Origin of the sequence: Maricaulis sp., from assembly GCF_015665295.1 — a bacterium.
Classification (GTDB): domain Bacteria; phylum Pseudomonadota; class Alphaproteobacteria; order Caulobacterales; family Maricaulaceae; genus Maricaulis.
This window is the reverse complement of the sequence record NZ_JADFAJ010000031.1, coordinates 19850-32168: the sequence shown is the minus strand read 5'-3', so window position 1 is coordinate 32168 and position 12319 is coordinate 19850. Positions and strand designations below refer to the sequence as shown.

At 65.7% G+C, this 12319-nt stretch carries 11 protein-coding genes and 1 pseudogene; 7 read left to right on the top strand and 5 right to left on the bottom strand.

What is annotated here, in order from left to right:
* The first annotated feature begins 34 nt into the window (after positions 1–34).
* Complete coding sequence (locus QZZ02_RS13235; RefSeq protein ID WP_291845094.1) at positions 35–1066, top strand: cupin-like domain-containing protein; 1032 nt, start codon at positions 35–37, stop codon at positions 1064–1066.
* Between the two features lie 22 nt (positions 1067–1088).
* On the opposite strand, the gene QZZ02_RS13230 is transcribed toward QZZ02_RS13235, so the two are convergent.
* Positions 1089–1979, bottom strand: a complete 891-nt coding sequence (locus tag QZZ02_RS13230; RefSeq protein WP_291845093.1) for an aldo/keto reductase — start codon at positions 1977–1979, stop codon at positions 1089–1091.
* Between the two features lie 367 nt (positions 1980–2346).
* On the opposite strand from QZZ02_RS13230, the gene QZZ02_RS13225 reads away from it, so the two are divergent.
* Genes QZZ02_RS13225 through QZZ02_RS13205 form a run of 5 tightly spaced genes read left to right on the top strand, consistent with a single transcriptional unit; the run spans position 2347 to position 6877 of the window.
* Positions 2347–3030, top strand: a complete 684-nt coding sequence (locus tag QZZ02_RS13225) for an SDR family NAD(P)-dependent oxidoreductase (protein ID WP_291845090.1) — start codon at positions 2347–2349, stop codon at positions 3028–3030.
* A 21-nt stretch (positions 3031–3051) separates the two neighbouring features.
* Complete coding sequence (modA, locus tag QZZ02_RS13220; RefSeq protein WP_291845089.1) at positions 3052–3888, top strand: molybdate ABC transporter substrate-binding protein; 837 nt, start codon at positions 3052–3054, stop codon at positions 3886–3888.
* Between the two features lie 15 nt (positions 3889–3903).
* Positions 3904–4596, top strand: coding sequence for a molybdate ABC transporter permease subunit (gene modB / locus QZZ02_RS13215; protein ID WP_291845088.1), 693 nt, complete (start codon positions 3904–3906; stop codon positions 4594–4596).
* Positions 4593–5678 carry a molybdenum ABC transporter ATP-binding protein gene (gene modC / locus QZZ02_RS13210; protein ID WP_291845087.1) on the top strand — a complete coding sequence of 362 codons (1086 nt, stop codon included), beginning with the start codon at positions 4593–4595 and terminating at the stop codon, positions 5676–5678. The genes modB and modC overlap by 4 nt, the downstream gene beginning before the upstream one ends.
* A 59-nt stretch (positions 5679–5737) precedes the next feature.
* Complete coding sequence (locus QZZ02_RS13205; RefSeq protein WP_291845086.1) at positions 5738–6877, top strand: class I SAM-dependent RNA methyltransferase; 1140 nt, start codon at positions 5738–5740, stop codon at positions 6875–6877.
* A 3-nt stretch (positions 6878–6880) separates the two neighbouring features.
* Here QZZ02_RS13205 and QZZ02_RS13200 read toward each other — a convergent pair whose 3' ends face one another.
* From QZZ02_RS13200 to QZZ02_RS13185, 4 genes and pseudogenes are all read right to left on the bottom strand, one after another.
* Positions 6881–7504, bottom strand: a complete 624-nt coding sequence (locus QZZ02_RS13200; protein ID WP_291845085.1) for a hypothetical protein — start codon at positions 7502–7504, stop codon at positions 6881–6883.
* A 30-nt stretch (positions 7505–7534) separates the two neighbouring features.
* Entirely contained in the window at positions 7535–9559 is a 2025-nt protein-coding gene (locus QZZ02_RS13195; RefSeq protein ID WP_291845082.1) for a sialate O-acetylesterase, read from the bottom strand.
* Positions 9556–10518, bottom strand: a complete 963-nt coding sequence (locus QZZ02_RS13190) for a sugar kinase (RefSeq protein ID WP_291845081.1) — start codon at positions 10516–10518, stop codon at positions 9556–9558. Before QZZ02_RS13190 ends, QZZ02_RS13195 begins: the two co-directional genes overlap by 4 nt.
* Before the next feature lie 83 nt (positions 10519–10601).
* A pseudogene (locus tag QZZ02_RS13185) lies at positions 10602–10991 on the bottom strand (bifunctional D-altronate/D-mannonate dehydratase); the annotation flags it as partial.
* A 146-nt stretch (positions 10992–11137) separates the two neighbouring features.
* On the opposite strand from QZZ02_RS13185, the gene QZZ02_RS13180 reads away from it, so the two are divergent.
* Positions 11138–12268 (top strand): mannitol dehydrogenase family protein, encoded by a 1131-nt coding sequence (locus QZZ02_RS13180; protein ID WP_291845080.1) that lies wholly within the window; start codon positions 11138–11140, stop codon positions 12266–12268.
* Positions 12269–12319: the final 51 nt, after the last annotated feature.

Sequence of the window (12319 nt, the reverse complement as noted above, 5' to 3'; positions counted from 1 at the left end):
GCTGACCCGCAGGCAAGAGACCGGACAGGCCGAGATGGTGATTGATGGATTTCCCGGGATAGCACCGGTCGCCGAATTCGAGGGCGTAGAACGGGCGCGCTTCGAGGCGGATATCCAGCCAGCCGGCGAGCCCGCCGTCCTGCGGGGACTGGTCAATGACTGGCCCCTGCTCGCGGCCTCCCGACAGGGCGCGGATGTGCTTGCCGACCGGCTGAAGCAGACGGCGCCGGACACGCTGGTCCGGACCTTCCGCCAGCCGCATGCGACCGGGACACGGTTCTTCTACAAGGATGATTTCAGTGGTTTCACCTTCGACGTGGAAACGCCGCCGCTCGGTGCATTGCTGGACACGCTTTTGTCGGGGCAAGACGCGACGGAACCGGATGCCGTGTTCGCCGGCGGCGTGCCGGTGCGCGAGGCCCTGGAGCCGATCGCGAGGGACAATGCGATGCCGCTGCTCGATCCGGACGTCGAGCGTCTGACCTCGCTCTGGATCGGCAATCAGACCCGCACCGCACCACATTGGGACCTGCCACAGAACCTGGCCTGTGTGGTCTCCGGTCGGCGTCGCTTCCTGCTCTTCCCCATCGAGCAGCTGGCCAACCTTTATATCGGTCCGCTCGATGTCACACTGGCGGGTCAGCCGGTCAGCCTGGTCGATCCACGCGCGCCGGACCTTGACCGCTTTCCGCGCTTTGCCGAGGCCATGCAGCAAGCCCGCCTTGCCGAGCTGGGCCCGGGTGACGCACTCTACATGCCCTCCATGCAGGTCCACTATGTCGAGACGCTGGACCCCTTCGGGATAATGATGAATTTCTGGTGGCGCGACGGGCCGGAGCATCTGGCGACACCCTTCCTGACATTGCTGCACGGCCTGTTGACCCTGCGCGGCATGCCGGCTCGTGAGCGCCAGGCCTGGAAACTCATCTTCGATCGCTACCTGTTTCAGGATGACGAGGATCCGATGGCGCATCTTCCGCCGTCGGCGCGCGGCCTGTTTGGTGATCCGACACCGGAGACTCTGGCGCGCATCCGAGCCATTGTCGGGCGCCCGCTCAACCGTTGAAATGCGGAACCTCGGACCGGTTTCAGGGTACCCGCACGCCCCGTGCTGCCTCCAGGATTTCATACCAGTCCTGCACGTCCATCTCGATGGCGTACATCTCTCGAACCTGCCGCTCGAGACGATCACGGCTAGCGGTTCCCAGGATCGGGATTGCACCGAGCCGGCGCGACCAGGCAAGGGCCAGCGCGTCGATGCCGTGATCGTCCGGCAATCGTGCCCGCATTGCGTACAGGCAGTCGCGTACCCGACACGATACTTCATCGTCGGCGTTGAACAGGCGCTGCCCGCCGAGTGGTGACCAGGCAAGGACTGCCAGGCCCAGTCGGCGGGCCTGGTCGATCTGTCCATTATCGAGTGGCGCGGTGTGGAAGGGTGACAGCTCAATCTGGTTGGCGGCGAGTGCCAGATTGCCGGCCGCGGCGAGTGTTTCGACCTGGTGGGCCGAGAAATTGGACACGCCGCAAGCGGCGATCTTGCCACTGCTGATCAGGTCCTCCAGAGCCCGGGCCGTCTCCTCGGCCCGCATGAGATAGTCGGGCCGGTGCAGGAGGTAGAGATCAATGCGCTCGGTACCGAGCCTCGCCAGGGAGGCCTCCGCCTGTTGCTGCAGCCAGGCCGCATCGGCCCGATAATGATGCAGCCGAACACCGGGCTGGCCGGGTGAGGCGAAACGGACCCCGCACTTGCTGATCACGCGCAGGCGTGAGCGGTCCCCGCCGGAAAGGGTCCGGGCCGCCTCGCCATGCAGGGCCTCGACCGCACCGTCATCATAGATGTCGGCATGATCGATCCAGTCGATGCCGAGATCCAGACAGGTTGCCAGCATGCGCGCGAACCCTTCGGTGCTTGCGGTGTCACGGCCCTGCCGAGCGCGCATGGCGCCCCAGATTGCAGGTGTGGTGTCGATGTCCATTTGGCGCTCCAAGGGTTCGAATCAGGCCTGCCGAGTTTTGCACAGAGCCGGCCTCGCCTGTAGCGATGCCAAGCCGCAACGGGCGCGTACACCAGCCAGTTCATGGCCCGGGTGTCAGACAGGGATCAGCCTCCCCACGCCCCACACACCGCCATCCCGACCTTTGTCAGAATGACGATGATTTGGGTACAGGGCAGGGATGACATCACACCTTTCTTTCCCGCGATATACGCAGAAAAAGGCGCAAAGCGGCCCGGTAGAGCGAGGAAAACCTGTCCGCAGGACTGGTTTGCGACATGGAATTCAGGTTTCTTGGCGGCAACCGGTCCTGACCGGCAAGAGCAATGACAAGGCAGCGGGAAGAAGCATGAACAAGCGCACGATCGTGATCACCGGTGGAGCAGGAATTCTCGGGCAGGCAGCAGCGCGTCGGGCGCTTCAGGAGGGCCACCGGGTCGCCTTGGTCGACCGGGCTCCAATCGGTGATGCGACCGATCTGGCTGGTCATCTCCGTCTCGGCGGCGTTGACCTCACCGACCCGGATGCCACGGGCAACGCCATGTCGACAATCGCCGAGACGAATGGGGGTATTGATGCCCTGCTCAATATCGCCGGCGGCTTTGCCTGGGAAACGGTCGAGGGCGGCGATGTCGAGACCTGGGCACGCATGTTCGCCATCAATTTGCGCACGGCTGTCGTCGCCAGCCAGGCAGCCTTGCCCTGGCTGACAGAAAGCGCGGCGGGACGGATCGTGAATATCGGCGCGGCCGGTGCGGTGAGATCTGACACGGGCATGGGCGCCTATGCCGCGTCCAAGGCCGGGGTCGCGCGTCTGACCGAAAGTCTGTCGCGTGAACTGATTGGCAAGGTGACGGTTAATGCCGTCCTGCCCTCCATTATCGATACGCCCGCCAATCGAGCCGACATGCCGGATGCGGACCCGTCTGACTGGGTGGCGCCGGATGATCTCGCGGCGGTCATTCTGTTTCTTGCCAGCGAACAGGCCCGGGCCGTTACAGGCGCCTTGCTGCCAGTAACCGGGCGGGTTTAACCGGAGAGTGTCTGGATTGCCGTGGCGATAACCGTTCTTCAAACCGCAAGGGCTGCCAGCGACCAGACGGGTCGCTCGCGCCTGCGGTGGGCGTTCGACATTCTGGCGGCCGGACTGGCCGGGCTGGTCCTGTTGACCGGTTGCCGGGCAGCGCCACCGGCCGGCGAGATCACGGTGTTTGCCGCATCGAGCCTGCGCACGGCCCTCGATGAAATTGGCGCTGAATTCGAGCGCCAGACCGGCCACCACCTCACCCTGGCCTATGCCGGATCGCCCGTACTGGCCCGGCAGATCTCGCTGGGTGCGCCGGCCGACATCTTCATGTCGGCGAATTCGGCGTGGATGGACAGGCTGGAGACCGAAGGCCGGATCGAGGCGGACAGCCGCTTTGACCTCGTCGGCAACCGACTGGTGCTCATTGCGCATGGCAGTGGTCGCACGCCCTGGCCGGATATCACGTTCGAGGCTTGCCTGGCCGAGCTCGGTGATCGTCGCATGGCCATGGCCTTGCTCGGATCGGTTCCTGCGGGGATATACGGCGAGGCAGCGCTTCGCTCGCTCGGCCTTTGGGAGGATCTGTCAGGTAATGTTGTGCAGGCCGACAATGCGCGCGCGGCACTGGCCCTCGTCGCCATCGGTGAGGCGCCGATCGGGCTTGTCTACCGAAGTGATGCGCTCGCTGAGCCGCGTGTATCCGTGCTGTTCGAGCTGCCGGCCTCGAGCCATCCCGGAATCCGCTATCCGGTCGCGATCACGGCGGGGCGGGCCAGCGATGCGACGCGCCAGTTTTTCGCCTTCCTGCGCAGTGCGCAGGCCCGTGGTGTGCTGGAAGAGCAGGGATTTGTCGTTGATGAGTGACAGGAGGCGGCGCGTATGGACGGGTTGAGCCCGCAGGAGTGGCAGGCGGTATTCCTGTCGCTGCGCGTTGCAGCATGGGCGACGCTGCTCAGCCTGCCGCCCGGCCTGTGGATAGCGCATCTGCTGGCGCGCGGGAATTTCCCGGGCCGGTCTCTGCTCAACGGACTTGTGCATCTGCCGCTCATCCTGCCGCCCGTGGTGACCGGCTATCTGCTTTTGCTGGCGTTCGGAAGCCAGGGTCCGGTTGGCCGTTTGCTGGAACCCTTCGGGATTGTCTTCGCATTTCGCTGGACCGGGGCGGTTCTGGCGGCTGCGATCATGGCCTTTCCCTTGATGGTTCGGGCTATCCGTCTGTCGATTGAGGCCGTCGACCCCAAGCTGGAGCAGGCCAGTGCCACGCTTGGTGCCCGGCCGATCCAGGTCTTCGCGACGGTGACCCTGCCGCTGGCGTTGCCGGGCGTTCTGGCAGGTTCGATTCTCGCCTTCGCCAAGGCGATGGGGGAGTTCGGGGCAACCATCACCTTTGTTGCCAACATTCCCGGCCAGACCCAGACTCTGCCAACAGCGATCCACGCAATCCTGCAGGTGCCCGGCGGGGAAATGTCGGCCGTGCGACTGGTGATCATCTCGGTGGTGATTTCGATATCCGCCTTGATCGCCTCGGAGATTCTGGCGCGCCGCGTTGCCCGGAAGGTGGCCGGCGAATGAGTCTGAGGGTCGATGTCCGGCACCGTTTTGGTGATTTCGAGCTGGATGCGCAGTTTGAGGCGCCGCCCGGCGTCACCGTGTTGTTTGGACGCTCGGGCTCTGGCAAGTCGAGCCTAGTCAGCGCTGTGGCGGGCCTGACCCGGCCCCGGCATGCCAGAATCAGTATTGACGGGCGCTGCCTCAATGACACAGAAAAACGGGTCTTCGTCCCGCCACACCGGCGACAGCTGGCCTGCGTCTTCCAGGATGCGCGCCTGTTTCCGCACCTGAGTGTGCGCGCCAATCTTCTCTATGGACGCAGGTTCGCCGCGGTACGACCGCAAGCGGTCGGCTTTGATCCGATAGTCGAGCTCCTTGGGATCGGCGCACTCCTGGACAGGGCGGTGGCAGGCCTGTCGGGCGGTGAACGACAAAGGGTTGCGATCGGGCGGGCCTTGCTGAGCAATCCCGACATGCTGCTGGCCGACGAACCGCTGGCGGCTCTGGATGCGCCACGCAAGGCGGAGATCCTGACTTGTTTTGAAGGGCTGCGGGACGCGTTTTCCATTCCCATCCTCTACGTTTCCCACTCTGTGCCGGAAGTGGTCAGGCTGGCGACCACGGTTGTCGTGATCGAGGCCGGTCGCGCGGTCGGTCAGGGCACGCCTGAGCAGATTCTGGGCGATCCAGCCCTGATGCCTGCGGGAGCAAGTCAGGCCGGTGCCGTGATCTGCGCCCGCATCGGGCGTCGGCATGAGGATGGTCTTACGGAATTGTCGGCCGGCGGCACGCCGATCTACCTGCCGGAGTTTTACGGGACAGAAGGCGGCATGGTGCGCCTGCGCATCGCCGCCAGTGATGTGCTGGTCTCCCGCGATCGGCCGCGAGGCCTGTCGGCACTCAACATCTTGCCTGCCACGGTCGAACGCATCGCGGAAGTCGATGCCGCCGCGACGCTGGTGACGCTAAAAACGCCGGCCGGGCCTGTCCTGGCGCGCATCACCCGCCGCTCGATCGCCGCGCTGGAACTGGCAGAAGGTGTCGAGTGCCAGGCCGTCGTCAAATCACTGGCGATTGCCTTGGATGAGGTGGGCCAGGGGTGAGTGGTCGCTTGTCGTCTCTGGTGGTCGCATCCGGCCGCGATCTCGGATAAATGTCCGCGATGGCGAATGACACGGGTTTCGAAATTTTCCTGGGTGTGGTGCCCGGCCTTGAGCCAGCCCTGTGCGCAGAGCTGACAGCGCTCGGGTTTGACAAGCCGCGTCCGGAGCCGGGCGGTGTGACGATTGTCGGCGGCTGGGCTGATGTGTGGCGGGCCAATCTCGAAGTGCGCGGCGCCAGTCGGATTCTGGCCCGGTTCGACAGTTTTCGCGTGGTCCACCTGTCGCAGCTGGACAAGCGTGCCCACCGATTCGACTGGAAGGGGCTGCTGCGACCCGATATGCCGGTGAAGGTCGAAGCCAGCTGCCGACGCTCGAAAATCTACCATGCCGGAGCCGCCGCCGAGCGCGTGGCGAAGGCGATCGAGGCCGTCGCCGGTACTCCGACAAGCGATGAGGCTGGCTTGTGCGTCCGGGTCCGGATTGATGACAATCTGTGTACGCTGAGCGTCGATACGTCTGGTGAATTATTGCACCGGCGCGGCTTCAAGGCTGAGGTCAGCAAGGCGCCGATCCGCGAAACCATGGCGTCGCTCTTCCTGCGCGAGGCCGGGTTTGACGGGGCGGAGCCCGTGCTTGACCCGATGTGCGGCTCGGGCACCTTTGTCATCGAGGCGGCCGAGATCGCGGCCGGCCTTTTGCCGGGCCGCTCACGCAATTTTGCTTTCGAGCTGCTTGCCGGTTTTGACCGCGCGGCTTGGCGATCGCTTAAGTCCGCGCGCACCGAGACCGCCGCCGCGCGGGCTGCCGCCACATTCGGGGCTGCGCGCTATCGCGGCTCTGACCGTGACCCGGGCGCCGTCCGAATGAGCCGGACCAATGCCGAACGCGCCGGATTAGCCGGCGTCACCGATTTCGATGTCGTGCCGGTCAAGGAGCTTGCGCGTCCCGATGGTCCGCCGGGCTTGGTCATCGTCAATCCGCCCTATGGCGCCCGGATCGGCAACAAGAAGGCCCTTTATGCAGTCTATGGTGCATTTGGCGAAGCGATGCGGATGCATTTTTCCGGCTGGCGGGTTGCCCTGGTGACCACCGATCCCGCGCTGGTACGCGCCACGCGCCTGCCCTTTGGCCAGCCTGGGCGGCCGGTTGATCATGGTGGCCTCAAGGTCCGTCTCCATCTCACCGGACCTTTGCGCTAGCCTTCAGCCCGCTTGTCCTGGATGCGCGCGCAGCGGGTCCCCGAAACACGGGCAGACGGGCCTTCTGCAATTTTCTCGACTGGCTGGCAGAGCCCGGACACCGGGGGATCCGCTTTGACAATCGCGATGTCGGCCTGTCGCAGCATTTCGACCATGCCGGCCCGCCGGATTTCGCTGCCATCCTCGCCGACCTGTCGCCCGCCATTCCTTGCCTAGACCCCGGCCCCGAATCCGGCGACCGACCGCGAGGGCTATCTCGACTGCGCGGTTCAATCCTGCCTCTCGATCGGCAGTCCGGGCTGCCGGATCGATCCGGACCTGGTGCGTGAACGCGCAGCGGCCAATCTTGACCGCGGGCATCATCCGCTCGGCCTTGCCCGCCAATATGCGGCGATCATGGGAGAAGGTGACCGGCGCGCAAAACTGGCGACGATCGGTCAGCCCGTCGAAGCGATCCATGGCCGTGACGATCCGCTGGTCCCAGTCGAGGCCGGTGAGGACACCGCGGCCAACATTCCAGGCGCGGCACAGGAGATTGTCGACGGCATGGGCCATGACATCCCGCAGGTCCTCTATGAACGCATCGTCGCAGGCGTGTTCCCGGCCATGCTGCGGGCTGCGGTCCATTCCTCAGGATGGCCTGATCGCGGGTGCCGCCTATTCCCGGGTCACAGCGAGCTCGAACGGTCCGACTGGCAGGCCGGCCCCGTCATAGAGCTGGCAGATCGGGGAATCGGCCCAGCAATAGCGGACATGGGTCACAGCACCCTGCTCGGCGTCGGTCGTCAGCACGACGCGGTCCCCGATCAGTCTGGCCCGGGCGTATTGGCAGCCATTGGCGCCGCAGGTCTCAAACCCGCCCGGCGCCTCCGCACTCATCGCGTACAGACCGTTTTCGACATCATCGAAACGGATATGGATGCGGCCACCGTCCTGGCGTGCTGCGCGCGGCCGTGCGCCCCATCCTGTGCCTTGAGCATCATGCAGGACATGCAGCGCGGCTCGGGCCGCGCGGCGGCCGACCTCCTGCTTGTTGGCGGGATGGATGTCGAGCCGGTCACCGATATCAATCGTGATGACCAGGCCAGCGCGCGGGTCCGTCTCGGCGACACGACGCTGGGCATCCCGTACACGCGCCCAGCCGGATTCGACGGGTTGGTCTGCCAGGGCCCCGAAATTGGCCAGCTGCACGATCAGCGCCGGCATGTCGGACCCGAACTGGTCCCGCCAGTCGGCGAGCAAGGTGTTGAGCAGCTCCTCATAGGCGTCGGCGCGGCCGGTATTGGATTCGCCCTGATACCAGATCATGCCGGCAATCCGGGTCTGTTCGAGCGGGGCGATCATGCCATTGTACATGCCGGTCAACCCGCCAACGGACTCCCAGGGCGCGCGCGGGGGCGAGCCAATCGAGGGCGCGACCCGTGCATAGCGCCAATTGCCGGCGAGCTGCACCTCGCTGCCATCGGCAAAGCGCAGGCGGACGGCCTCATCAGGCCCGACCATGCCGCCGGCGCCCCAGTTGTTGAGGACATTGATCGCGATCGTGTTGGTGCCGGCCTGCAGCCCGCCCTGCGGCAGCGCATAGGTGCGCGCCGTGCCCCAGCCGAAGGTCGAACCGATGAATTCGCCATTGACCCAACTGGCATCGACCTCGTCGATTCCGCCGAGATCAATCCAGGCGTCCTGTCCGGCCTGACCGGCATCTAGTTCGACCTGCCGCGTGAACCAGACCATGTCGAGATGTCCGTCCATTTCCGGAATGCCCCAGCTGCGCCAGTCGCCCATCGGCGTCGGCGCGGGCTGTCCCGGATCGGCGAGGACCGCCTCGCGTGACCAGGGCGTCGTGCCGGCGGTCGTTTGCCACCAGTCTTCCCATTCGACACCCAATCCGGCGCTCGCGGCGGCCGGGTCAGTGGCGTAAAGGGCCAGCGTGTCGAGCGCGGTGTCGAAGTCGCCGGTCGAGCGCAGGCCGCCGGCGCTGATCCAGGCTTCGATCTGTGAGCCGCCCCAGGAGGCGTCGATCAGCCCCATCGGCACATCGACCCGGGCCTGGAGCTCGCGAGCGAAGAAATAGCAGACGGCGGAGAAGTCCCGCACGCTGTCCGATGCGGAGACCCGCCAGACATCGGGATTGGCGTGGTCCGCAAGCAGTGCGGCGCGGCTGTCATGGGCTATGGTCAGAAGACGGATGGCAGGATTGTGCGGTCCGGAGATCTCGCTGCCCGGATTGAGGGCTCGCTCGACCGGAAATTCCATGTTTGACTGGCCGGAACACAGCCAGACATCACCGACCAGAACATCCTCGATCCGCTGGTTGACGCCATCGGCCGTGATGACTTCGAGCACCAGTTGCTCGCCTGCGGTATGCGGCCCGAATTCGGCCTGCCAGCGACCCGCGGCATCCGCTGTCGCGTTCTGGCTGTCCACTCCCAGGCGCACCGTGACCGTGCTGCCTGGCTCGGCCTGCCCCCAAATAGCCGCCGGCTGATCGCGCTGGATCACCATGTGGTCGGTGAAGAGCGGGTCGAGCAGGTGCGAGTCGTCGGCCGCAGGCCGGGCGTGCCCGGTCGCATCCGGGACAGGCTGGTCGGCCGAACAGCCGCCGAGCGCGAGGGCGATGGCAAGGGCTGGAAGGCCCAGGCCGGCAAGGCGCGGGGCGGGAAGGCGGGCAAACGCGGTCATGAGACATGTTCTTGTTGGCTGATGAAGGAGCCGGACCCGGCGTGTGGCGGTATCGCGCCAGGATGGGCAATTGTGTGGCTGGCAAGCCGGCTGCCGGCCTTGATGGCTGCGCTGATCTCGGCACCGACTGTGAGCGCACCGAGCAGGCCGGCATTGAAGGCGTCGCCGGCTCCTGTTGTGTCGATGACGGCGATGGGCGGATGGGCAGGATGATGGACCGGTGCTTCGCCGCCCAGGCCGACATGGCAACCGTTTGCCCCGTCCTTCAGCACGACGGAGGCGACCCCGAGGCCGCGCCAGCGCGCGAAATGGTCGGCGATGCCAAGTCCGGGGTGAAGCATGTCCTCGTCGGATCGGGTGGGCAGCGCAAGATCGGTCACGGCGGCAAATGCGTCGAAGGCCGTCCGGGCCTCGGCGGGGCCGGACCAGCCGGTCGGTCGGTAATTGGGGTCGAATGCAACCCTGCCGCCGGCCTGCCTGACCGCGCCGGCGAGCCTAATCAGGCGCAGGCGCGCCGCCTCGGGCAGGATGGAGAGCGTGATGCCGGACAGGTAAAGCAAGTCGGCCGTCGCAGCGCCGGCGAGCGCCGCGTCCATGCCTGGCAGGCTGAACATCTCGCGCGCGGCAGACTGGTCGCGCCAGTAATCGAAGGCGCGCTCGCCGGCCGCGTCGGTCCGGATTGCATAGAGGCCGGGCCGACGTTCCGGGTGCCGCAGGACATGATCCGTACCCACCCCTTCGGCCTGCCAGGCTGCGATCATGGCGTCCGACCAGGCATCGCGTCCCAGGGCTGTGATAAAGTCGACCTGGCAGCCCTGCCGGGCGAGGCCGATTGCCGTGTTCAGCGTGTCGCCGCCCTGGCCCAGACGTACACTGTCGCCCAGCACAAAGGCTTCACCCGCGCCGGACAATTCCAGCATGGCTTCGCCAATGATCGTTATGCGCGGGACCCGCGTCATGCCTACCAGTTCCACATCGAGCCGTCGGTCAGCCGCGCGACCGGCAGCTGTTTGGGATTATAGGGGTGTTTCGCGGCCAGGGCCTCATCGATATCGGCGCCATTGGCATGGCCATAGACCAGCACGCCATCACGCGAGGCGCCGCCCAACAGCTGGTAAAGCGGCAGGCCGGCTGCCTTGGCCTTGATATCCCACAGCGCGGTATCGACCGCAGCAATTGCGGACATGGTCACCGGGCCGCGCCGCCAATAGGCGCCGCGATAGAGATACTGCCAGATATCCTCGATCCGGTGCGCGTCCCGTCCAATCAGCAGCGGGATCACATGCGCTTCCAGATAGGCGATAACCGCCTTCTCGCGACCATTGAGTGTTGCGTCTCCGATTCCGTGAAGGCCCTGATCTGTTTCGATTTTCAGCGTGACGAAATTGCGCCCCTGGCAGGCGACGATGACTTTCGCTGCGGTTATTCTCATCACGGGCTCCGACGCCTTTTCTTGTCGGACAATTGATTGACGCGCCACTGTGGCTCTGTCAACTTTGGTGCCGATCCGGACATCAAACGGCGTGGGATGGCGACGGTATGGCGCGCGCGGTTGCGTTTCGGACGGGCGGTTTGCCGATGAGATTGAGCGCTGCTGCATTGGCGTCCCTGCCGCCCGGCATCGACAAGCCGGGCTATGATCGCAACCAGCCGGTCGGGGTCGTGCATCTCGGGCTTGGTGCCTTCCACCGGGCTCACCAGGCGGTCTGCTTTGATGCCCTGATGGCTGCCGGAGCGTGCGGCTGGATGATCTGCGGCGCCTCCCTGCGGTCGCCCCGCGTCGCTGAACAGCTTAATCCCCAGGACGGTCTTTATACCTGCCGGGTACGCGATGCCGAGGGCGAGCGTCGTCAAATTATCGGCGCGATCCGCGAGGTTCTTGTCGGACCGGATGACCCGGCCTCCCTGGTCGCCGTGATGGCCCATCCGGACACCGCCTTGGTGACCCTGACCGTGACCGAGAAAGGTTATCTGCTTGACCCGCAAAGTGGGACTCTGATGCTGGACGCGCCGGAAATCCGGGCCGACCTTGCTGCGCCGGACCAGCCGCGCAGCGTGCCGGGCCTGCTGGTCGCGGCGCTGGGTGCCCGCCGGGCTGCCGGCCTTCCGGCCTTCACCACCCTGTCCTGCGACAATATCCCGGACAATGGCCGGCGTACCCGTCAGGCCGTGCTCGCTTTCGCCGCCGCGCTTGCCCCCGATCTCGCCGCATGGATTGAAGCCGAGGCCGCCTTTCCCTCCTCGATGGTCGACCGCATCGTCCCGGCTACCACCGAAGCTGACATCGACGCGCTGGAGGTTGTGGCCGGCTATCGCGACGCCGCCATGGTCAAGACAGAGGGCTTCACTCAATGGGTGGTCGAGGACTGGTTTTCCGACCGGCGTCCGCCGCTGGAGACTGTCGGTGTCGAAATGACCGATGATGTTGCCGCGTGGGAGCGTATCAAGCTGCGCCTGCTCAATGGCTCGCATTCGGCGCTGGCCTATCTGGGTGCCCTGGCCGGGCATGATCTTGTACATCAGGCGATGGCAGCGCCGGGTTTTGATGGTCTGGTCAATGCGATCCGGGACGAGGCGGAACCGACACTTGATATTCGCGCCGGTTTTGACGCGGCCGCCTATCGCGCGGCGCTGGTCCGGCGCTGCTCGCCATTGAACCGGTCTTCGGCTGTGATCTCGCGGGCCGGGTCGGCGTCGTCGAGGCCCTGACTGCGGCGCTTGAAGCACTCACCCGTCGCGGTGCCGCGGCCTGTGTGGCGG